The sequence below is a fragment of the Streptomyces sp. NPDC034670 genome, from assembly GCF_055574875.1.
Genome location: NZ_JBVITR010000009.1, coordinates 156186 through 178203, shown reverse-complemented (window position 1 = coordinate 178203; position 22018 = coordinate 156186). Strand labels below are relative to the sequence as shown.

Sequence of the window (22018 nt, the reverse complement as noted above, 5' to 3'; positions counted from 1 at the left end):
GTCAGGCGACGGGGGAGTGCAGGCTCGCGGCGGTCTCGGGGAAGCACCGCGGGTCGTCCCACAGCAGCTGCACGTCCCTGGCCCAGTGCCGCTCCGGTTCGTCGGCGGCGTCCGCCGCGATGCGCAGCTCCAGGAAGTGCCGGGGCAGTTCGGCGGGCGGGATCCCGGCGACGGACGCGGCGAGCTCGTCGAGGAACGCGCCGCCGGAGCAGGCGCCCCCGTGGCCGGCCGCCTCGTGGCCGGCCTCGGGACAGCCGGTGCGGGGCCACAGCAGCACGGGGACCGGGACGTTCAGGCCGACCTCGAAGTGCTGCCGTGCCGTGGTGGGCGGAGCGGCGAAGCCGACCAGCTCGGCGCCGTCGTCCCACAGCCGCTTGCGCAGCCGGGGAGGGCGCTCCCGGCTGCCGCAGTCGACGCGGTGCACGACCGCACCCGAACCGGTGTCCAGCTTCTGCCACTTCTTGTGCAGCTGGTGGCGCAACCGGCCGCTGCGCTGCCGGGACCGGTCGGCGACGACCAGCGGGTAGGCGCAGCCCAGCGGGGTGGGGTCGTGCGCGCCGCACTCCCAGTGGGCCACGGGTTCGTTCAGCCACTCGCGCGGCAGGACGAAGGCGAGCAACTCCTCGGCGCCCGGGGCGAGCCGGGCGACCGCCTCGTCGATGCGCTCCTGGACGTAGGCCCGCACGCCGGCGCGCGGCAGCCGCCGCGTGCCCACGGGGTGGCGCCGGCCGTCGCGGCACGCGGACACCTCGACGGTGACCTGGTCGGGACCGGCGCCGCTGTGGTCGATCTCGACGACGACCGGCGACCAGGCGGCGGGGCGCGCGGGAGGCCGGTCCAGCAGTTCCCGCAGCCGGTCCGCGAACCGGGCCACGGCCTCCGGTTCCGGAACCTCCCACTGCACGTACGCGGCCGCCGACGCCAGCGAGGTGAAACCCCCGTCCGGCAGGGGCGGGCCGAAGGGGCCGACCGCGTCCACGTACAGCCGGTCCGGATCGCAGCGCGGTCCCGTCCGCTCGGCCCGCCGCACCAGGGCGTACAGCGCCCTGAGGTCCTCCGCGCCGTGACCGGGGGTGGGGACGAGTTCGCCCAGGCCGCTCCAGTGGCGGGCCATGACCTCCGTGGGCAGCATCCGGCCCGCCCGCACGTCCCGGCCGCCCGCGACCGCCGTGACCATCCCGACCACCGAGCCGTCGGCCAGCGTCACCGCGGCCCCGCTGAACCCGTCGGCCAGCGGCTGCCCGTGCCCGGAGACGGCCTCCAGCTGCCTCCACTCGCCGGCGACGAGCGGGCCGGGCAGCGCCCGGTACAGGGCGAGGGTGCCCTCCTCGTACCCCCGGGGGAAGCCGTAGGCGACCAGTTCGGGCGGGGGCGCGCCGAGCTCGGCGCCCGGGGGAGCGAAGACCGCCGGGGCGAGCGGCACCTCCCGTTCCAGCTCCAGCACGGCCAGGTCGCCGGTGTCGGTGGCGCCGCCCCGCCAGCCGCCGTGGACGGTCACCGACGCGGTCACCGCGCCCAGGTCGCCGCGGTTCGGAAAGCCCACCCGGACCTCCGAGGAGTCGCTCGACCGGACGACGTGGGCGCAGGTGAGCACCTGGCGTGCGGAGACCAGGAAGCCCGCGCCGACCGCGTTCCCGCACTCGATCCGGGCGTGCCAGGCAGCTCTGCTCATGACCGGCCGCCGGCCTCCGTGTCCGTCCCGGCGGCCGTGTCCGTCCCGGCCTCCGTGTCCGTCCCGGCGTCCCGGTCCGCCCCGGTCCGTTCCGGCGACCAGCTGAGCTTGACGACCAGGTGTCCCTCCGCCGAGCCCTTGGCGATGATCGCCCCGGCCTCCGCGGTCAGCTTCACCCCGAACTCCAGCTCCACCGCGTCCGGTCTGAGCGAGCCGTCCCGGAAGACCCGCAGCGCGGACGCGGCCGCCGCGCGCACCCCCTCCAGGGAGCCCTCGAAGGTGCGCGCCGCCTGGGCGGGGCCGTCACCGCGCGAGACGAGCCGGGTGCCCGACCCGTCCTCGACGCCCTCCACGACGACCGCGGCGCCGTCCTCGGTCCTGAACCGCATCAACCCGTCCATGGTGCCGCGCGCTCCCCCGTTGTGTGTGACGCAGATGAACTCCCATGCTACGCAAGGTGCTTGGTCCGGCGCGTGGGATACGGGAGCCGGGCACGCGGACGCCGGGCACGCGGACGGCGCCGGTGAGGACGCCGGTGGGGGGACGCGCGGCCGAGGGGACGCGCGGCCGCGGGTCCGCCTCGCGGTGACACGTCGGTGGGACCCGTGCGGTCGCGGTCCGCGCTCCGCGGTCCGCGGCCCGTCGCCCGCGCACCGCGCGTGCCGTCAGTCGCCCGCGTCGTGCGTGCCCCCGCGGGCGGGGGCCCCCTGGTCCGGGGAACGCGTGCCGCCCCGTCCGGGGCCGGGGCCGACGACGCCCCGGACGACTCCCAGCTCCACCAGGTCCTGCGGCCGGATGCGCAGGTGCCCGGCCGTCGCCTCCACCTCGGCCGGGGAGCGCTTGAGGATCGCCGCCGCGAGCTCCGGGGCGATCACCGAGAAGTAACTGTCCGGGACGGCCCAGGTGTTGCCGGGGGCGGCCAGGGCCAGCGCGCCGCCCGAACCGCCCTCGCCGACGACGAGCGTGGTGACCGGGGTGCGGGCGGCGGCCACCGCGCCGAACAGGTCGGCGAGCGCCGCTCCCGCCCCCTGCCGCTCCGCCTCCGCGTCGTTGGCCGCGCCCGGCGTGTCCACCAGGGTCAGCACCGGTATGCCGAGCCGGTCCGCGAGCCGGACCAGCCGGGCGGCGGTGCGGTACCCGGCGGGACGCGTCGCCGCCCCGGTCTGCGCCGCGTAGGCGACCGTGCGGCCCCCGTGCTCACCGAAACCGCAGAGCATGCCGTCGGGGTCCGTGCCGCCGCAGCGGTCGCCGCCGATCGCGACCCGGTGGGCGAAGTAGGCGTCCAGGTAGGCGGTGGCGCGCGGGCGGCGCGGCGCGCGGGCGCGCCGGACGGCCTCCCAGCCGGTGGCCGGGAGGTCCGGTGCGCCCAGGGCCGCGGGCGGCGGGGCCGGCGCGGCCGACGGTCGGGTGAGCAGCCGCAGCCACCGCCCCAGCGTCTCCCGCAGCTCCCCGGGCCGCACCACCGCGTCCGCCGCCCCCGCCGCCACCTGCGCCTCGGCCGTGTACGCCGCCGGGTCCGCGTCCGCCGGCCGCACCCGTGAGCCGGCGAAGCCGACCTGGGCCCCGGGCAGGGCGAGGACCACGTCGGCGCCCGCGCCCAGGGTGGCCCAGCCGCCGCCGGTCGTCGGATCCCGCACCACCGCGATCTGCGGCAGCCCCGCCTCCCGCAGGAGCGCCGACGCGCGGGCCACGCGCTGGAGCTGGGTGAGGGCGAGCATGCCCTCCTGCATCCGGCTGCCGCCGGTGGCGACCAGCGGGACGACCGGCAGCCGGTGCTCGCGGGCGTAGGCGTACGCGGCCTCCAGACGATCACCGGTGCGCACGCCGAGCGAGCCGCCGAGGAAACCGAACTCGAACGCGATCAGCACCGCCCGGGTGCCCTCGACGCGGGCGTCACCGCAGACCACGGACTCCTGCTCGCCGGTGCGGGCGGCGGCGCGGGCGCGGGCGGCGTCGTAGCCGGGCCAGCCGAGGGGGCCGTCGGGGACGGCGGACTCCCGGGCGGGGGCGGGCAGTTCGCGGAAGTCGTCGGTGACCAGGGCGACGGCCTCGCGGGCGGGGAGGCGTCCGGTGGGGTCAGCCATGGCGCAGCTCCCGCTTCATGACCTTGCCCAGGTCGTTGCGGGGCAGGGAGGCGAGGTGGTGGACGACGCGCGGGCGCTTGTGCGGGGCGAGGCGGCGGGCGACGTGGTCGGCCAGCTCCGCGGCGGCGGGCGGGGACTGCGGGTCCGCCGGGACGACCCACGCCACGATCCGCTCGCCCAGGTCGGCGTCCGGTTCCCCGGTGACCGCGGCCTCCCGCACCCCCGGGTGCTCCAGCAGCGCGTTCTCGATCTCCCCCGCGCCGATCTTGTAACCCCCGCTCTTGATCAGGTCGGTGGCCTTGCGGCCGACGATCCGGACGGAGCCGTCGGGGTCGCGCACCGCCATGTCGCCGGTGCGGAACCAGCCGTCGGCGGTGAAGGCGGCGGCCGTGGCGTCCGGCCGGTTCAGGTACCCGGTGAACAGGTTCGGCCCGCGCACCTGGATCTCGCCGACCGTCTCGCCGTCGTACGCCGCCACCGGCTCCCCGTCCTCCTCCACCAGCCGCAGCTCCACGCCCGGCAGCGGCACGCCCACCGTGCCGGGGCGGGCCTCGCCGTCCGCGCGGACACCGGTGTTCATCAGGGTCTCCGTCATGCCGTACCGCTCGACGACGCGGCGTCCGGTCGCCGCCGCGATCCGCTCGTGGTCGTGCGCCGGCAGCGCGGCGGAGCCCGACACCAGCAGCCGCGCCCCGGCCAGCGCCCGGACCAGCTCCGGGTCGCCGGGCAGCGCCTCGGCGATCCGGTGGTACATCGTCGGCACGCCGAACAGCATGGTCGCGCCGTCGTTCAGCTCGCGCGCCACGCCCTCGGTGGTGAACCGGCCGAGGTGGCGCACGGACCCGCCGCGGCGCAGCGGACCGAGGGTGCCGAGGACGAGCCCGTGCACGTGGAACAGCGGGAGTCCGTGCACCAGGACGTCGTCGCCGGTCCACCGCCAGGCGTCGGCGAGCGCGTCCAGGGTCGCGGCGAGGGCGCGGCGGGGGAGGACGGCGCCCTTGGGCGGGCCGGTGGTGCCGGAGGTGTAGACGATCAGGGCCGGGTCCTCGTCGTCCGCGCGCTCCTCGGGCAGCCCGCCCGGGGCCCCGCCGTCCGGGTCGACGTCGAGGCGGGGCACCTCCCGCAGGGGCGGCGGGAGCCGGGTGCCCGGCGCGGTGAGCACCAGGTCCGGGGTGCTGTCGGCCAGGATGTGCGCCAGCTCCTGCCCGCCCGACCTCGGGTTGAGCGGCACGGCGGGCACCCCGGCGGCGAGGGCGGCGGTCACGGCCACCGCGGTCTCCGGCTCCGGCACGGCCCAGACGGCGACCCGGCGGGCCGCCCCGAGCCCGGCGGCCACCGCGCCGGCCGCCGCGGCGAGCCGCCCGTACGTCAGCGAGCGCCCGCCGAACCGCAGGGCGGGCCGGTGGGCGGCCGAGGGGTCGGACAGGGCGGGGAAGAGGGGGGACACGTGCGTACTCCTTGAACGTCGTCACCGGTGAGGGGTGGTGCGGTCGCTGTCCGGACCTCCTACCCAAGCGGTCGCGGCCGCCGCCGTCCACACCACCGGGCAGCACGCCGTGCCACGGGGCACCCGCACGGTTGTGGGGGAGCGTTCGGCCCGGAGGCACCCGGCGAGACCCGCGCAACCGGTCCCGAGAGGTCGTGCGCGCGGCCGGACAGGTGGCGTCTGCGGTGGTCCCGCCGTTGACGGCGGGGGTGGAGCCGGCGGCGGACGCCGCGGTGCGCGGCTCCCACGACGACCGTTCTTCCCCGGTCCGGCCGCGACCCGGCAGCGGTGGGTTCCTCACCGGCGCAGGGCACGGTCCCGACGGAGAGTCGCGGGGGCCTGCCCGGGGTGGCCTGCGCGGTCCGCCGGTGAGGGCGCCGGGGGCAGCGACAGCGGCGAGCAGGGCGCTCGGCGCCGCCGTCCGGGAACGGGACGTGAACACGTCGTGGCCCTGCCGGCTCACGCGTGCGCGCCCCGCTTCCCGGGATGTCGCTTCGACGGTCCCGGGAAGCGGGGCGCGCGCATGGTGCGGACGGGTCGCCGGCGCCGGCCCGCGTGCGGTGACGATCCGGTGAGCGGCTGTCAGGTCATTCCGCCGGGCCGGTGTTTCCTCGGTACCCGACACGGTGTCAGCGCGGTGGAAGGCGCACGGGGCGTCGACCGGGCAGCCGCCGGCAGGTGTCCCGACGCGGCGGGGAGGACCCCGGTCCCCTCCGCGGAGGCCGCCCCGCGCTCGACGGTCACGAACACGCGCGGACCGCCTCAGCTGTTGTGGGTCCCGACGAGCCTGGTGGAGCCGTAGACCCAGCTGGTGGCCGGAGCGGTCCAACCGGCGCGACCGCCGTCGAACAGCGCGTCGGGCCGGGCGGTCCAGGTCCAGAACGTGACCCCGTTGTCGGCCAGGTGGGTGAAGCCGGCGAGGTCGTCGCGTCCGTCGCCGTCGTAGTCGCCGACGACGAGCTGCATCCGCTTGACGTCCAGATTGCCCGGCGGGCTGGCCAGGGTGACCTTGGCGGAGCCGAAGCGGTTTCTGCCGTCGGCGTTCTCGGACAGCATGGTGGACGTCCTGTCGCGGCGACGGAGTCGACGGTGAACGCCGCGGTGTGCAGCTTCAACGGCGACCATTCCTCCTTGGTCCTGCCGAACCCGGCAGCGGTGAGTTCCTCGCCTACGGAGGGCGCGGTCCTGGCGAGGGCCACGGGGGTGATGCCGGTGGTGGGCGAGGAGAGACGGGCCAGCACCAGGTTTTGGTCGGCACGGGGGACGAGCTCGACGACCTCCTGGACCTGGCCGTCGGTGGTGGTCAGGTCGGTGCGGCCGATGGTGGCCGTGGTCTTCCACCGGGGCTTGCCCGGGGCGGCCTGCGCGCTGCCGGGGCCGTCGGCGAAGCAGGCGGCCGAGGTGGCGAGCCACTGGGGGGCGATCAGTGCGGCGGAGCAGGAGCGCAGGCCGTCGCCTATGTCCAGGCGGGCCGTGAAAGCGAAGGACCCGTCGGCGGCGGAATTCCCGGTGACGGCCTGCGCGGTGCTTCCGGTGAGGGCACCGGAGACAACGACAGCGGCGAGCAGCGCACTCGGCAACGCCGTTCGGGAATGGGATTTGAACACGTCGTATCCTCGTTTGTTCGGGTTGCGTGAACCTTTTCCGGCGCATGTTTCCGATGGGCCGGGAAAGCGGAGCGCGTAAAGGAGGCAGAGGGGTCGTCGGTGTGGGGTGCGCGGCAGTCGATCATCGGTGAGGAACTGCCATGTGCCGGTTCCCCGGCGCATGGGGGCGAGCATTCCGGAAGCGGAACCCGAAGGGTTTCGGACGATGCCTCGGGGTTCGGCGGCGCGGCAGCCGCAGGAAGAGCGCGGGTGGTCGAAGTCTTCCGCGGCGTACCAGGGTGCCTCTCCGGTCGCGACGTCCGTCTGGAGGGACTGGAGGGAATCGTCCTGCCTCTTCGTGGCGCCGAGCGTGACGCTCACGCCGGCGGTGGTCAGCGCGCGGGCTGACGCGATACGCGACGCGGAATCTTCACTCCTCTTGTCCGTGGCGATAGGGAAACCGGCCGAAGCACGCACTTCTCGCTCACTCCAGGAGGGGCGAGAAGGTGCGCCGCGCCCTTTTACTGACTTGTGATCTTGGAGGGGGTGCCGGAAAGCGCGGCATCCTCCGTGCTCGCGCCGGAGACGCACCCTTCCCGGAGCGGATCTGGTTCCGGTTCGCAAGGTGTCGCCTCGCGGGATCTCACCCGCTTTTCATCAGGTCCTCCCCAAGCGGAGAAATGGGGTGTTCCGAAGGTGCCGTCCTGCTCGACGGCAGGCTGCCGCCCATCGACCGGGGCGCCTTCCGGCCGAAGGCCGGGCAGATCGCCACCGACCGGCCCCCCTTCGGCAGGCGCGGGAAAAATGGAAGGGACGTGGGGGAGCCGGGTTGCTAGCCTGCCGGTTCGACCAGTCGTTCGTACGGGAGCCGTACGAAGAGGGGGAGACCGCCGTGTCCCGCATCGCGCTCGTGACCTGCCGGCCCGGGCCCTCGGTGGCCGAGGACCGCGACCTGCCGGGGCTGGTGCGGGCGCTCCGGGAGGCCGGGGCCGAGGCGTCCGCCGTGGCGTGGGACGACGAGGGGGCCGACTGGGGCGGCTTCGACCTCGCGGTGATCCGCTCGACCTGGGACTACAGCTGGCGGGCCGCCGAGTTCACCGCGTGGGCCGAGCGGTGCGGCAGGGCCACGCGGCTGGCCAATCCGGCGGACGTGGTGCGCTGGAACACCGACAAGCGGTACCTCGGCGACCTGGCGGCGGCCGGTGTGCCGGTCGTCCCCACCCGCTACCTGGCCCCGGGGGAGCCGGTCGCCCTCCCGGACGGCCGCGAGGACCACGAGTACGTCGTCAAGCCGGCCTCCGGCGCCGGCGCCCGGTTCGCCGCCCGCTACACGCCCGGGGAGCGCGACGCGGCCGTGCGGCACGTGCGGCGGATGCACGCCGAGGGGCTCACCGCGATGGTGCAGCCGTACGTGCGCGGCATCGACACCGCCGGGGAGCGGGCGCTGCAGTTCTTCGGCGGGCGCCTGCTGCACGCCAGCCGCAAGGACGCGGTGCTCACGCCCGGCACGCCCTACGACGCGCACCGGACCGCCCACCCCGGGCTGACCGCCTGGACGCCCACGCCGGAGGAACGCGCCGTCGCCGAGAAGGCGTTGAACGCCGTCCCGGGGGCGCCCGAGCTGCTGTACGCCCGCGTCGACCTGGTGGACGGGCCGGACGGGGAGCCGTGCGTGATGGAGCTGGAGCTGGTCGAGCCGAACCTGTTCCTGTGGCTGCACCCGGGGTCCGCGGAGCGGGTGGTGGAGGAGGTCCTCGGGGCCGCGGGGTGACACGCCCTAGCGGGGGGCCTCGCGCAGGGCGCGGGAACCGTCGTCGTCCCCGGGCGCCGCTCCCGGGCGGCGGCCGTCGGGGAGGAACAGCACCGAGTTGACGTAGCGCGGGCCCCGCAGCCGGCCGTGCGGCAGGACCCGGCGGAGCAGGCCGTGCGCGACGACGTACGAGGTGCGGGCCTGGTGGGCCTCCAGGGGGAAGCGGGACAGCGGGACCCAGGTGCCGGCGGGCAGGACCCAGCCGTCGTAGCCGAGGCCGGACAGGTACGTCACCACGGGGGCCACGGGCTGGATGCGGGACTCCAGCTCCACGAACAGGGCCGGGCGGTCGCGGGCCAGGACGCCCCTCGCCCCGCGCAGCACCGCCGGCTCGTTGCCGTCCACGTCGATCTTCACGAAGCCGACGTCGCGCAGGCCCAGTTCGTCCAGCGTGACGCAGGTGACGTCCAGGCAGTGGCCGTGGATGTCCCGGCGGACCAGGGACGACACGCCCCGGTCGCCGTCGTCGTCCGGCGGCAGCCACAGCCGGGCCGTGCCGGGGCGGTCGGAGGCCGCCGCGCGGACCACCCGTACGTTCGGCGGGGCGGTGGCGGCCAGCAGCCGCGCCAGGTGGGGCACCGGTTCGACGGTCACCACGCGCCGGGCGCGCCGGGCCAGCCGGTGCGTCCAGGGGCCGTACCAGCCGCCGACGTCCACCGCCGTGTCGCAGTCCGGCGGGCACAGGTCGGCGAGCCGGGCCAGCTCGGGCTCGAAGCGGGGGTAGACCGTCCGGGCCGCGAGGGCCACGGCACGGGTGGGCAGGAAGGCCGCCGCGCGGGCGGCCGGGGTCCGGCGCGCGGGCGGCGTCACGGCGCCGTCCCCGGGACGTCGGGACGGTGCGCGGGAGAAGGGGACGCCGGGGACGAGGGAGGCAGGGGGGACATCAGGGTCAGCAGCTTCTCGTGCTCCTCCGGAGGGACCTGCTCCCCGGAGGAGGGCAGCAGCTGCGGGATGCCGTCGACGATCGGGTAGCGGCGGCGCAGGCGCGGGTTGTACAGGCACTCCTCCCGCGCCGTCCGCCCGTCGCCCGTCCCCTCCTCGGGCCCCTCGGGCTCCTCACGGTCCGCGCCGGGGGCGGGGGCCAGCAGGTGCAGCGGGCCCTTGTCGAGCGGGCAGGCCAGGATCCGCAGCAGCGGGTCGTCGGGATTCACCGGAGGTCAGCTCCTTGGGTGGGGAGGCGGGCTGGCGGGCGGCGTCGTGCTTCGGCATGGCCAGCAGCACGGCGACCGCGAGCACCGTGCCCGCGACGCGCAGCGCCAGCCGCAGCGGCTCGTCGGGGAGCTCCTCGCCGAACGCCGGCGTGCCGAGCACCGCCGAGTACAGACTGGAGACGGTCGTGCACACCGGCACGATCAGCGAGGCCCGGCAGCGCTGGAGCGCCGCCTGCGACATCACCAGACCGAACGCGCCGGTGAACAGCAGCAGGTACGGGTACGGGGAGAGCAGCAGGGCCGGCACCGCGCCGACGAAGCCGTCGGTGGCCAGGCGGCCCGACACCCCCTTGATCGCCAGCGAGCTGACGCCGTAGAGCAGGCCGACGGCCACGCCGTACTCGACGCCCGTGGTCGGCAGCCGGTGGCGGCGGCGGGCCCGGCGCTCGGCGGAGGCGTACAGCCACACCCCGGTCGCCAGCGACGGCACGCACACCAGCAGGATCAGCGGGTACGGCGCCGCGTGGCCCACCGTGTCGGCGTCCGGACCGGCCTCGCGCAGCGACAGCACCACCATCAGCAGCGCGAGCAGGACGGCGCCCAGGGCGTACCGCTCCCGGCCGCTGGTCCTCTCGCCCAGCAGCCGGGCCGACAGCAGCACGAGCAGCACCAGGCCGGAGACGAAGAGGCCCTGCGCGGCGGCGATCGGCAGCGCGCGGTACACCAGCAGCTGGGCGGCGAAGCCGGCCGCGAGGGCCAGGGCGCCGCCGATCCACAGCGGGCTGCCGAGGACCAGCCGCAGCAGCCGCACGGGCCGGCGGACCGTCACCTCGGGCAGGGCGGCGAGCGCCCGCTTCTCCAGCACGAACCCGCCGCTGTAGAGCACGTTCGCCAGCAGGGCGGCGGTCACTCCCCACCACATGACCCCCCGGCCCCCTCACGTCTTCCGCGCGTGCAGCAGCAGGATCGACGCGAGCGAGGGGCCGGCGCAGGCCAGCCGGTCCAGCGGCCGCAGGAGGCGCGGGACCCCGTGGAAGGGGGCGCCCTCCAGGCGCACCACGGTGAAGCCGGACGCGGCGACGAACTCCCGCAGGGCGCGGGCCGTGTAGAGCCGCAGGTGACCGACCACCTCGGTGCCCGGCCGGCCGTGGATGCCGCGCAGGCTGACCTCGGAGAACACCGGCTGCACCCCGGCCAGCAGCAGCACCCGGTTGTACCAGGCGGCCAGGTTCGGGGTGGACAGCATCAGGTGGCCGCCGGGGCGCAGCACGCGGCGGATCTCGTCGAGCGCCGCGTCCGGGTCGACGAGGTGCTCGAGCACCTCGCTGAAGAGGACCGCGTCGGCCGACGCGGAGGCGAACGGCAGCCCGCCCCCGGTGAGTTCGCCGCGCACCGCGTACCGCAGCCGGGTGCGGGCGCGGGCCAGGGCGTCCTGGGACCAGTCGACGCCGACGAGGCGGTGGCCGCGCAGGAAGGGGGCGGCGGTGGCCGCGGCGGAGCCGTCGCCGCAGCCGATGTCGAGGACCGTCCGCGGGCCCCCGGCGCCGGCCGGGCCGAGCGCCCGGGCCAGCATGCGGGCCTGGCGGCGGCTGCGGGCGGGGCCGGAGGCCACCGGGACGGCGGGGTTCTCGTAGAAGTCCCGCAGGCCGCGGGGCGGGGGCGCGGCGGCCGGCGCGGCCGGTGGGGTCGGTGGGGTCGGTGGGGTCGGTGGGTTCGATGCGGCCGGTGCGGCCGGTCGGGTCGTCACGCGGTCGCCTCCGTGGTGTCCTCCGTGGCGTGCAGGTGGTGCGCGAAGAGGTCGCGCAGCCGGGCGCCGTCGTCGGGGCCGAGCAGGGTGCGGGACCAGCGCAGGGCCAGGTGGAGCCGGCCCGCGGTGGAGGCGGTGGTGAAGGTGAGGCCGCGGGGCATCCGGGCCGGCGCCGAGAACCACACGGCGTGCGCCCGCCCGGCCTCCTCGCCGAAGTCCAGCGGGTACGGGATCCGCCCGATGTTGCTGAGCAGCGTGGTCGAGGTCCAGGGCGCCGCCGCCCGGCGCAGGGCGCGGGTGAGGGCGGCGCGGCAGGCGACCGGTGCCCAGGGCGCGGTGAGCAGGGCGGCGCCGTGGCCGAGCTGGGGCCGGGGGAGGGCCTTCAGGGCCCGGGTGCGCAGGGCGGTGCGGCGCAGCAGCTCGGGCGTCCCGGCCGTGTCCAGCTCGTCCGGGGCGAAGGACACCTCCACCAGCCGGGTGCCGTTGCCGATCGGCATGGTGGTGTCCCGGGGCCGGTCGTCCACCGGCATGGTGATGCGCAGGGGGCGGCGGGCCGCCCCGTGCTCCCGGTTCCAGTGGGCGACCGTCCGGGCCGTGGCGACCATGAGCTGGTCGTTCACGGTGTACGGGGAGCCCTTCGGCCGGCGCGGGAGCGGCAGTTCGGCCAGGAGCAGGCCGTTGCCGGGGGTCCGCCCGGGGGTGCCGGGGGCCACCCGGGCGGGCGGCGTCCAGGGAGAGGGGGTGTCCGGCGGGGCCTGCGGTGCCTCGGGAGGGCGCACGGGCGGGGCGGCCGGGGCGTTGTCCCGGCCGCCGTACAGCTCGGCGGCGGTGGCCAGCACGCGGAGGCAGGCGGGGCCGTCGAGGGCGGTGTGGTGGACGGTGAGGACGAGGGCGGTGCCCCGGCCGCCGTCCGCCGCCGCGACCGCGTCGTCCACCGCGTCCAGGCGGACCGGCGGGGACGCGGTGAGCGGGGGCGCCTGGGCCAGGGCCCGGGTCCGGGCTTCCCGCAGGGCGTCCGGACCCGGGGACGGGAAGCGCACCGCCTCCACGTCCGGCTCGTCGGTCAGCTCCCACTCGTAGCGGCGCCGGTGCCAGGGGCCCGGCGCCTCGCGCACGAGGACGCGCGGGTGCCGGCGCAGGGCCTCCGTGAACGCCTTGCGCAGGCGGCCGTGGTCCAGGCGCCCGGGGAGGTGCACCTCGATGAGGACGGTCTCCGGCTCCGCCTCCTGCAGGCAGTGCCGGGAGACCTCGTCGACGACGGGGAAGGGGACGCGCGGGGGTGCGGTCATGCGGAGCCGTCCTTCCCGGCGCCGCCCGGCGCCCCGGGCGGCCGCGGGGCGGGCAGGGGCGGCGCGGGGTGCGTGTGGGGAGCGGGCGACACCCCCGACACCCCCGGCACTCCCGTTCCCGGTGCGGGGGGACCGCCCGCGGTCGCGGGTGCCGGCGGCAGCACCGCCGTCGGTCCCGACTCGTCCCCGCGTCCGTCCGGTCCCCGCGCCGGACCCTGGGTCCCGCGCGCCGCCCCGAGGCTCACCAGGCCGGCGAACAGGCCGGTCAGTGCGAGCAGTTGGGCCACGTGCCCGTACGCCCCGGTGCCGGCGCCCACCGGTTCCCCGGCCCCGAGCGCCGCCGCGGCGCCCGCTCCCGCGAGGGCCCCGAACGCGACCGGCGCCAGCAGCGCGGGCCGCCGCCGTGCGAGCAGCGCCAGCGCCGGGACCAGCAGCGCCCACCAGCCCGCGATCACCACGCCGGCCAGCGTCAGCGCCACCGTGCCGAGCCACACGCCGGGCGGCGGGGGGACCGGCTGGGGCCCGTCGGGGTTCCCGGCGTTCCGGCGCCACAGCGCCAGCCCGATCAGCACCGCGATCCCGATGCCGCTGCCGATCAGCCCGGCGTCGTACGTCGTGGCCGGCTCGTAGGACAGCTTCACCGTGCCGCCCGCGCCCGCCGGGATCCGCCAGCCCTGCTGCCAGCCGTCCAGCCGCAGCGGTGTCAGCTCCTCGCCGTTCAGGGTGGCCTTCCAGCCGTCGTTGTGGTTCTGGTAGGTGGTGAGGTACGAGGCCGCGCCCGAGCCGACGGTGACCTCGCGCCGGTCGCCGAGCCAGTCCCGGATCTTCAACTGGCGCCCGGACTCCGAGGCCCGCGGCACGGTCCCGCGGGTCAGGGTCACCTCGGTCACCGCCAGCGGGCCCGCGTCACCGGCCTCGACCCGGTGCTCGCCGGCGGCAAGCTCCAGCTCCCGGTCGTCGCGGCCCTCCCGGCAGGGCGTCACCTCCATCGGGCGCCGCTCGACCAGGTCCCGCACCGTGCCCTTCACGCTCGTCTCGTACAGCTCGTCGTCCACCGCCAGCACCGGCCCCTTCCCGCACGCCAGCGAGACCTCCCGGGTGCCGGAGGGCTGCGGGGTGCGGTACCCGTCGAGCGCCGGGACGTACGCCTCCGTCAGGCCCACCGGGAGCTGCAGGTCCTCGCCGACGACCGGGTTGTGCAGGGTGAGCGGGGCGGTCCGGGTGACCGTGACGTCGAGCCGGTCGGTGGTGATCGGCGGGAAGCGGACCCAGCCGTTCTCGTCCACCTCGGCGATCGCCGCGCCGTCCGGGGAGCTGATGTGCACCTCGGCGGCCCGCGCGGACAGGCCCCCGGCGGGGGCCAGCACCAGCTCGCCGACCGGCTGCTCGCCCTCCCAGCTCAGACGGACGGTCGGGCGGTCGCCCGCGACCCAGGCCGTGGTCAGGTCGCCGTCGGTGAGGTTGCGCGCCGACAGGCCGGCGCCGAGGCGGGCGGTGGAGTCGGCGGTGGCGACGATCCGGCTGTGCTGCTCGGGCGCCACCTCGTACAGCAGCCGGTCCAGCGCCTCGCCCGGCACCGCCACCGCGCGCGCCGCCACCTCGTACGTCCCCGCCGCGCCGGTGGTGAACCGGCGGTGCAGCCCCGCCTCGGTGCCCACGGCGGACAGCCCCGTGGGGTCGGCGGCGCGGTGCAGGGAGACCACCTCGGTGGCGGCGGCGGACTTCTCCGCGTCGGCGGGCAGCCGCAGCAGCCGGGTCACCCGCACGTCGGGCAGGTCGACCTCGGAGAAGCCGGCGCCGGTCAGCCCGGCGCGCTCGGCCGTCGAGCCGACGATCGTCAGCTTCATCCAGCCCGTCGCGCCCGCGGGCGCCGCGATCTGCTGCTCGGTCCCGTTGGCGCGCAGGAAACTGGTCTTCGACCCCTTCTCCGTCTCCACCCGCACCCGGGTCGCCGCCGCCCGCACGCCGTCCTGCGGCAGCGGGGTGACGCCGAGGGAGTCCGGCATGTCGTAGGTGCCGTCGAAGGCGATGCGCAGCCACTGCCCGTCCGGCGAGTCGGCCGAGCCCTCCGCCCACGCGGTGTCCGGGTTGCCGTCGAAGGCGTTCACCGGGTCGAACTGCGGCAGGTGGAACAGCCAGTTGCCGTAGGAGGAGGCCGTCACCGAGCGGGCGCCGCGCAGCTCGGCCACCGTCTGGTGGTCCTGTCCCCGGACCGGCAGGATCTGGTGCGGTGGCTCGCCCGCGCCCTGCGCGGCGTCCGGCGCGTTGCGCTCGTCGCGCGTGTACGTGTACGACGTGTTCGCGTTGACCAGCCCGAACCGGGTGTCCGCGCGCCGCATCCCGTCGCCGGTCACCTGCACCGCCGGGGTGCCGAGCCCGGGGTGGGCGTCGCCGGTCAGCACGGCCGGCCGGCCGCGCAGCCGGTCCGCGAGCGGCAGCAGCGCCTCGGGGCCGCCGGAGACCACGGCGGTGTCGGCGATCGGCAGCAGTCCGGCCTGCCCGGGCCGCGGGACGTCCGCGCCGGCCGGGCGGTAGATCTCCACCGCCCGCTGCCGCGGGTACAGGCCCTCGACCTGGAGCGGGGTGCCGTCCGCGATCACTCCGCCGGTCATGACCGGGCCGAGGCCGGTGACCCGCTCGTACCCGGACTGCTCCAGGGTGCGCCTGACCGTCGCGGTGGGGACGTACCCGATCTGGTCCGGGTCGAGGTCGCCCCGGACGACGACGTGGGAGATCCCGGCCCGGCTCAGGTAGTCGGCGAGCCCCGGCACCGCGGCGCCGGTCAGCAGGGCCTGCTCGACCGCGTCCATCGCGCGCCGGTTGCCGGGGGTGCCGAAGGGCACGTAGTCGCGCTGCGCCCAGCGCGACCCGGCGACCACGTCCAGCGGCTGGTCGATGGTCGACCCCCAGGTGTGGATGCCGTGCGCGGTGGCCGGGACCACCAGGGCGCGCGCGTCGGGGGAGTGCTTCTCCAGCCAGTCGGCCGTGGCCCGCCAGTACGCGGGGATCTCCCGGAACGAACCCGGCGCGAGGATCGAGCCGTTGAGGTACGGCCACAGCAGTCCCGGCAGGACCAGCACCGCGGCGACCAGCGGGGCGGACCGCCGCCCGCGCGCCCGGTGGGTCCCGCGCGCCCCGGCGGCCGTGCCCGCCAGGTGCGCCAGGCCCAGCACGAGCGCCAGCGCCAGTCCCGTCTGGAACTTGTAGACGTTGCGGAACGGCGCCGCCCAGCCGTCCAGCCAGTCCTGCACCACCGAGTGGAACGGGGCGCCGGCCGCGCCGCCGTACCCGGCGAGCAGCACCAGTGCCGTCACCAGCACGGTCAGCACCAGCCAGCGCCGCTCCGGCACGTCCCGCCGGGCGATCCCGGCGAGGCCGAGTCCGGCCGCGAGCGCCGAGCAGACGATCACGAGCGCCGAGGAGGCCACGGTCCAGCCGGCCGGCAGCCACGCCTCACCGAAGTGGAGGTAGGCCACCCAGTTCCCGGCGCCGCGCAGCGCCTCCGTCGCCGCCATGGTGTCGGTCGTGGTCCGCGCGGTCTCGATGTAGGGGAGGAAGTTCTCGCCGTGGATCCCGAGCAGCAGCAGCGGGATCCACCACCAGGCCGTCGCCACCGCCACCGCGGGCGCCCACCAGGCGATCAGTCTCCACCGGCGCGGGCCCGGCGGACGGGAGAGCAGGTACAGGCCGACGGGCAGCAGGGACGCCAGCGTCGAGGCCGCGTTGACCCCGCCCATGAACGGCACGAGCAGCGCCGAGCGCAGCGCCGCGACCCGGGCCGCGTACCGCTCGTCCGCCAGCGGCAGCAGCACCCAGGGCAGGAACGCCCCCGGCAGCGCGGCGGCCGACGTGGAACCGATCACCGTGGTGAACACCGGCCACAGCGCGTACGCCGCCGCCGCGAGCAGCCGGGACGCCCCGCCGCCCACGCGCAGCCGCTCCGCCAGGCGCAGCGCGCCCCAGAACGCGACCGACACGATCAGCGACATCCACAGCCGCTCCGCCAGCCACACCGGCAGGTGCACGAGGTCGCACACCCAGTGGAACGGCAGCATCGGCCACAGGTAGCCGACGTACTGGTCGGAGATCCCGCCGAACGATCCCCGGTCGTGCCACAGCCGGCCGAGGTCGGCGAGGAACTGCCCGGGGTCGACGGTGACGCCGAGCTTGGTGTCGAAGGTCTGCCGGCCGGGCCGCACCGCGAGGAACAGCACGAACACCACGGCCCAGAAGCCCAGCAGCCAGCGCCGCGACCGCGGGCCCCAAGGAGGGTCCGCGGAACCCGGGGCGCGGGGGACGGCTGCCGGAGGGGGAGCCTGGGCCATGGTCGTCATACGGGACACCGCCGGAGGATGAGGAGGAGGTTCCAGGTGGCGAACTCGCGCAGGCCGGGCACCTTGACCACGGCCTCGGGGAGGAACGGCCAGTAGCGGGAGCGCGCCGAGACGATCCGCACGTCGTCGCGGGCGCGCACGTGCCGCAGGGTGGTGCCGATGTGCACGGGGAAGAGGTTCTCGCCGAGCGTGTGCTTGGCCGGCCTGCCGGTGCGGCGCCGGTAGCGGGCCCGGGCCCGCTCGGCCCCCAGGTAGTGCCAGGGGGCCCACTCGTGACCGCCCCAGGGGGACAGCCAGTTGGTGAACGACACGTAGATCAGCCCGCCCGGCCGGGTCACCCGGACCAGCTCGCTGAGGAAGGTCCGCGGATCGGCCACGTGCTCCAGGACGTTGGAGGAGAACGTGACGTCCGCGGACCCGTCGGCCAGCGGCAGCAGGTAGCCGTCCGCGACCACCGTCCCCTCGGGCGGCTTCCCGGCGAGCTCCCGCACGTCGGGCTCGAACAGGTAGGCGTGCGCGCCGCGGGCGCGGAACTCCTCGGTGAAGTGGCCGCTGCCGCCGCCGACGTCCGCCACCACCCGCCCGGCCACCGGCCCGTCGTACGCCTCGACCTGGTCGGCGGCGTCCCGGGCGAGCAGCGCGTAGCAGGCGTCGGGGTCGTCCTGCTCGCGCAGGAAGGCCCGGAAGAGGGCGAGGGACCTGCGCAGCGACGGGTCCTTCGGTCCCCGCCCGGTTCCCGGCCCCGCCCGGCCGGGGAGTCCGCCGGTGCTCACGGCCGCCGGCCTCCCACGGCCTCGGCCGCCACCGCCCGGAACTGCCGCACCGTGCGGTCCCAGCGGAAGCGGGCGGCGCGGTCGCGGGCCGCCTCGCCCATCGGCTCCCGGCGGTCCGCGGACAGCGCGAGGGTGCACCAGGCCGCCGCGAACGAGGACTCGCCCCGGGCCAGCACGCCGGTCGTGCCGTCCACCACGGAGTCCCGCAGGCCGGGGACGTCGAAGGCGATCGCCGGGGTGCCGCGGACGGCCGCCTCGGTGACGACCAGCCCCCACCCCTCGACCGCGGACGGGTGCAGCAGCAGCCAGGCCGCGCACAGCAGGCGGTGCTTGTCCGCCTCGGACACGTGCCCGGTGAACTCGACGTCCGGGCCGGCCAGGCGCTCCAGCCGGTCCCGCTCGGGACCGTCGCCGACGATCACCAGCCGGCCGCCGGTGACCGGCCGCACCCGCTCCCACAGCCTCAGCAGCAGGTCGATGCGCTTGTACTCGACGAGCCGGCCCACGGCCACGAACAGGGGCCGCGGGGAACGGGCGGTGCGCGGGCCCGGCTCCTCCACACCGTTGTGCACGATCCGGATCCGTTCCCTCGGCACGCCGAGCCCGTGCAGGGCGTGCGCGGTCGACGGGGAGACGGCGACCACCGGCCCGCGCCGGTGCGCGCCGGTCAGCGCCCAGTGCTCGAGCCGGCGCCCGATCCGCGCGGCCGGGGCCAGCGGGCCGCCGAAGCGCATCGGCCACAGGTCGGTGTGCACGTGGTTGACCAGGCACAGGGTGGGTCCGCGGTGCCACAGCGGCGCCAGGTACGGCACGCCGTTGCACACCTCGACCAGCAGGTCGCAGTCGCCGACCTGGCGGGCGAAGGCGGACGGGGCGCGCAGGTAGTGACCGTACGTGCCGCCCGCCGACACCACCCGGTAGTCACGGAAGGACGCGGGCCCTCCGCACAGCAGGGTGACCTGGTGGCCGAGCCGGGTCAGTCCGTCGGCGAGCCGGTCGACGAGGAGTTCGGAGCCCCCCGCCGACGGATTGCCCAGGTCGCGGTGGGCGAGGAAGACGATCCGGCGGGGAGGGGCGGGCGGCCGCGGCGCGCTGGGGGACGCGGCGCGGTGGGCGTCCCCCCGCCCGGCGGAGGCCGGGAGCGGGGGGGAGGACGGTACGTGCTGGGGCATCGTTGCTCCAACTCGTCTCTGGGAGTGGGGAAGTCGGAGGCGGTGGGGCGCCGTGGGCCGCGGACGGGGAGGGGCCGGACTGTGCTGGGGTGGGGGTGCACAGTTTTCGCCCAGCCGTTCCCCACGGCTACTCATGAACGTGACAATTTTCGGCTTTGTTGAAGCTGACGCCCTGTCACTTCGTGAGCGCGGAATGCGGCATACCGGGCGTTCCGGGGTTTTCCCCTTCCCTCCGGCCGCGGGCCACCAGCACTCCTCCGGCCACCGCGAGCAGGCCCCCCGCCACCGCCGCGCCGGCCGGCAGGGTCTCGCCCAGCAGGCGCAGCCGGCTGCTGTCGCTCTCGGCCTGGCGGACGGCCTCCTTCTGGGTCCGCTCCGTGAACACGACCTTCTCGGCGTCCAGCAGGACGGCCGCGTCCTCGTCCCCGCCCGGCGCCCGCAGGGTCTGCTTCGGACCGGTCCGCGCGCGGAGCACCCGGCCCGTGCGCTGGTCCACGACCAGCTCGATGCCGTGGTTGGCGTACCACTCCTCGGCCAGCACCTGCGGTCGGTCCGGCAGGCCGACGAGGCTGCCCGGCACCATCCGGGTGCCCGACCGCGTCGGCGGCACCGAGGCGGTGAACCGGTAGCCCGTGTAGCCCTGGACCTTCGCGGTGCCCCGGTAGCGCATGACGACCGTGTCGCCGAGGGTGTTGTCCCACCACTGGTAGGAGCGTTTCTGCACGTCGAAGGGGAACTTCAGGTACGCCTCGCCCTCGATGCGCGGCGTCTCCTCGCAGCAGTGCACGGGCCGGGTGGTCCTGCGGTCCAGCACCCAGCGGTGCGGGGTGAAGGCCAGCGCGTCGTGCGGGTCGGCGGCCGGCAGGGACTCGTCCGTGTCGACCGTGGTGACCACGTCCCACACGGCGTTCCCGCTGCGCTCGCTGTCCGCGACGTCGCCGCGCACCCGCTGGGTGATGGTGATCCTCCGGTCGGGCACCGTCTCCACCCGGTCGGTGTCGAAGACGCTGCCCCGGCCGGTGTAGACGGCGGTGGTGTCGATGTCGATCGGGTTCACCGCGGCGCGGGGGTGCACGTACCACGCCAGCAGCGGTGCCAGCACCAGCAGGAAGGTGCCCGCACCCAGCAGGACCAGGGAGGACGGGGAAGTTCTACGGCGCATCCGGGCGCTCCAGGGGCTCGGGACGGCTCGACGCGGAACGGCCGAAACCGTGGAGGAATGTGCGCGGGACGTATGGGCCGGGAACCGTAGGCCCCCTCTTGACGGGGTGTCAACGCCATGCCGACACTGGGACCGACACGGACAGGGGCGGTCGGTCACGGTGCGGGGGTGGGGAACCTCCCGACAGAGAGGCTGACCCTGCGATGTCCAGACTGCTCGCCGCCGCACTGACGGTCGCGCTCGCCGCGGCCCTCGCCGTCGGCGCCGCCCTCGGCGTGGTCGCCCTGCTCGAAGCCGGGCCCGACCAGCCGAACACCCCCATGATCACCTACGAACAGGCCGGGAGCGCCGGGCCGTGACCGCCTCCAGGACCGCCACGGCCCGTTCCGCGTGGCGGGACGTACCACGCCACCAGGTGCTCCGGTTCGCCGAGATCGCCCTGGCGGAGGCGCCCGCGCTCGCCGAGCACATCATGAGCGAGATCCGGCGCGAGTACCCCGAACTGCCCGTCTTCTTCGACGACTCCGGCCACCCCAAGGGCCTCGTCGGCGTCCGCCGCGCCATCGAGGTCTTCGTCCGGCACCTGGCGCACGAGGACTACCCCGAGGGGCGGCCGACCGTACCGCCCGACGTCTTCCAGGAGTTCGGCCGCGGCGAGGGCCTGCACGGACGGTCGCTGGACTCCCTCCAGGCGATCTACCGCCTGGGCGTCCGCCTGGCCTGGCGCTGCTTCGCCGACATCGGCCAGCGCGTCGACCTGCCCCCGCCCGCCATGTACGAACTGGTCGACGCGGGCTACGAGTACCTCGACGGCCTGGTCGACCAGTCCGTGCGGGGATACGCCGAGGCCGCCGCCCGGCAGGCGGGGGAACTGCTGCGGCTGCAACGCCGGCTGATGGAACTGCTGTTCACCGAACAGCACCGGGGCGACCCGGCCGACGCGCTGGCCGAGCAGGCCGCGCGGATCGGCTGGCCGCTGCCCGGGAAGGTCGCCGTCGGCGTGCTGCTGCGCCCGGCGCGGGAGGCGGTGGCGCCCGCCGTGGGACAGGACGTGCTGCTCGACATGGACTACGAGCAGCCCCGCATGGTCGTCCCCGACCCGGACGCGGCCGGCCGGCCCGAACTGCTGCACCGCGCGCTCGCCGGCTGGTCCGGGGCGATCGGACCGCCGGTGGCGCTCGCCGACGCGGCGAAGTCGCTGCGCTGGGCGGAGGCCGCGCTGCGCCTGATGGAGCGGAAGCTGCTGCCGACCGGAGAGGTGCTGCACTGCACCGAGCACACCGAGGCGCTGGTGCTGCTCCAGCCGGAGGAGCTGATCGACGACCTCGCGCTGCGCTGCCTGGCCCCGCTGGCCCACTGCGGCCCCACGCACGGGCGGCGGCTCGCGGAGACGCTGCTGGCGTGGCTGGAGACCCGGGGCGGAGCGCCGGAGGTGGCGGCACGGCTCGGTGTCCACCCCCAGACCGTCCGCTACCGGCTGCGGCAGATCCGCGAGTTGTGGGGCGGCGAGATCGACGACCCGGACCGCCGCTTCGAACTGGAACTGGTCCTCAGGGCCCAGCGGCTCCGCGGCACGCTCGGGGACCCCCGCCCGCGGTGACCGGCGGGCGGCGCGACCGCCGCGGCACGAGCGCCGCGCCCCGGCCCCCGGGGGGGGGGGGGGGGGGGGGGGGGGGGGGGGGGGGGGGGGGGGGGGGGGGGGGGGGGGGGGGGGGGGGAGGGGGAGGGGGGTGGGGGAGAGGTGGGGGGGGT

At 76.4% G+C, this 22018-nt stretch carries 18 protein-coding genes and 1 pseudogene; 4 read left to right on the top strand and 15 right to left on the bottom strand.

Annotation, left to right across the window (positions count from 1 at the left end; genetic code table 11):
* Window position 1 precedes the first annotated feature (1 nt).
* The 6 genes and pseudogenes from ACZ56B_RS09865 to ACZ56B_RS09840 form a co-directional block, all read right to left on the bottom strand.
* Complete coding sequence (locus ACZ56B_RS09865) at window positions 2–1672, bottom strand: VMAP-C domain-containing protein (RefSeq protein ID WP_468788094.1); 1671 nt, start codon at window positions 1670–1672, stop codon at window positions 2–4.
* The gene (locus ACZ56B_RS09860; protein WP_468788093.1) at window positions 1669–2073 is read right to left on the bottom strand and encodes a CU044_2847 family protein; all 405 of its coding nucleotides are present in this window, start codon (window positions 2071–2073) and stop codon (window positions 1669–1671) included. The genes ACZ56B_RS09865 and ACZ56B_RS09860 overlap by 4 nt, the downstream gene beginning before the upstream one ends.
* A 264-nt stretch (window positions 2074–2337) precedes the next feature.
* On the bottom strand, window positions 2338–3756 hold the full coding sequence (locus tag ACZ56B_RS09855) for a carboxyl transferase domain-containing protein (RefSeq protein WP_468788092.1): 1419 nt from the start codon (window positions 3754–3756) through the stop codon (window positions 2338–2340).
* Complete coding sequence (locus ACZ56B_RS09850) at window positions 3749–5203, bottom strand: acyl-CoA synthetase (protein WP_468788091.1); 1455 nt, start codon at window positions 5201–5203, stop codon at window positions 3749–3751. The genes ACZ56B_RS09855 and ACZ56B_RS09850 overlap by 8 nt, the downstream gene beginning before the upstream one ends.
* 801 nt (window positions 5204–6004) lie before the next feature.
* The gene (locus ACZ56B_RS09845) at window positions 6005–6298 is read right to left on the bottom strand and encodes a hypothetical protein (protein WP_468788129.1); all 294 of its coding nucleotides are present in this window, start codon (window positions 6296–6298) and stop codon (window positions 6005–6007) included.
* Window positions 6299–6339: 41 nt separating this feature from the next.
* Window positions 6340–7011: pseudogene (locus tag ACZ56B_RS09840) on the bottom strand (trypsin-like serine protease); the annotation flags it as partial.
* 497 nt (window positions 7012–7508) lie between these two features.
* Here ACZ56B_RS09840 and ACZ56B_RS09835 point away from each other — a divergent pair.
* A complete protein-coding gene (locus ACZ56B_RS09835; RefSeq protein ID WP_468788090.1) occupies window positions 7509–7664 on the top strand; it encodes a hypothetical protein in 156 nt (51 codons plus the stop codon).
* Window positions 7665–7720: 56 nt separating this feature from the next.
* Window positions 7721–8599, top strand: a complete 879-nt coding sequence (locus ACZ56B_RS09830; RefSeq protein ID WP_468788125.1) for an ATP-grasp domain-containing protein — start codon at window positions 7721–7723, stop codon at window positions 8597–8599.
* A gap of 6 nt (window positions 8600–8605) precedes the next feature.
* On the opposite strand, the gene ACZ56B_RS09825 is transcribed toward ACZ56B_RS09830, so the two are convergent.
* The 9 genes from ACZ56B_RS09825 to pgfA all read right to left on the bottom strand — a co-directional run bounded on the left by ACZ56B_RS09825 (window position 8606) and on the right by pgfA (window position 20266).
* Window positions 8606–9448, bottom strand: coding sequence for an FkbM family methyltransferase (locus tag ACZ56B_RS09825; protein ID WP_468788089.1), 843 nt, complete (start codon window positions 9446–9448; stop codon window positions 8606–8608).
* Window positions 9445–9789 (bottom strand): Trm112 family protein, encoded by a 345-nt coding sequence (locus ACZ56B_RS09820; protein ID WP_468788088.1) that lies wholly within the window; start codon window positions 9787–9789, stop codon window positions 9445–9447. The genes ACZ56B_RS09825 and ACZ56B_RS09820 overlap by 4 nt, the downstream gene beginning before the upstream one ends.
* Complete coding sequence (locus ACZ56B_RS09815; protein WP_468788087.1) at window positions 9695–10711, bottom strand: hypothetical protein; 1017 nt, start codon at window positions 10709–10711, stop codon at window positions 9695–9697. Before ACZ56B_RS09815 ends, ACZ56B_RS09820 begins: the two co-directional genes overlap by 95 nt.
* Before the next feature lie 15 nt (window positions 10712–10726).
* A complete protein-coding gene (locus ACZ56B_RS09810; RefSeq protein WP_468788123.1) occupies window positions 10727–11434 on the bottom strand; it encodes a class I SAM-dependent methyltransferase in 708 nt (235 codons plus the stop codon).
* 98 nt (window positions 11435–11532) lie between these two features.
* Window positions 11533–12825, bottom strand: a complete 1293-nt coding sequence (locus ACZ56B_RS09805; protein ID WP_468788086.1) for a condensation protein — start codon at window positions 12823–12825, stop codon at window positions 11533–11535.
* Window positions 12822–17159 carry an alpha-(1->3)-arabinofuranosyltransferase domain-containing protein gene (locus ACZ56B_RS09800; RefSeq protein WP_468788121.1) on the bottom strand — a complete coding sequence of 1446 codons (4338 nt, stop codon included), beginning with the start codon at window positions 17157–17159 and terminating at the stop codon, window positions 12822–12824. The genes ACZ56B_RS09805 and ACZ56B_RS09800 overlap by 4 nt, the downstream gene beginning before the upstream one ends.
* Entirely contained in the window at window positions 17156–17932 is a 777-nt protein-coding gene (locus ACZ56B_RS09795) for a class I SAM-dependent methyltransferase (protein WP_468788085.1), read from the bottom strand. Before ACZ56B_RS09795 ends, ACZ56B_RS09800 begins: the two co-directional genes overlap by 4 nt.
* The gene (locus ACZ56B_RS09790) at window positions 17929–19104 is read right to left on the bottom strand and encodes a glycosyltransferase family 4 protein (RefSeq protein WP_468788084.1); all 1176 of its coding nucleotides are present in this window, start codon (window positions 19102–19104) and stop codon (window positions 17929–17931) included. Before ACZ56B_RS09790 ends, ACZ56B_RS09795 begins: the two co-directional genes overlap by 4 nt.
* Before the next feature lie 175 nt (window positions 19105–19279).
* The gene (gene pgfA, locus ACZ56B_RS09785; protein ID WP_468788083.1) at window positions 19280–20266 is read right to left on the bottom strand and encodes a cell envelope lipid trafficking protein PgfA; all 987 of its coding nucleotides are present in this window, start codon (window positions 20264–20266) and stop codon (window positions 19280–19282) included.
* 203 nt (window positions 20267–20469) lie between these two features.
* On the opposite strand from pgfA, the gene ACZ56B_RS09780 reads away from it, so the two are divergent.
* Complete coding sequence (locus ACZ56B_RS09780) at window positions 20470–20625, top strand: hypothetical protein (RefSeq protein WP_468788082.1); 156 nt, start codon at window positions 20470–20472, stop codon at window positions 20623–20625.
* The gene (locus tag ACZ56B_RS09775) at window positions 20622–21866 is read left to right on the top strand and encodes a PucR family transcriptional regulator (protein ID WP_468788081.1); all 1245 of its coding nucleotides are present in this window, start codon (window positions 20622–20624) and stop codon (window positions 21864–21866) included. Before ACZ56B_RS09780 ends, ACZ56B_RS09775 begins: the two co-directional genes overlap by 4 nt.
* Window positions 21867–22018 lie beyond the last annotated feature (152 nt).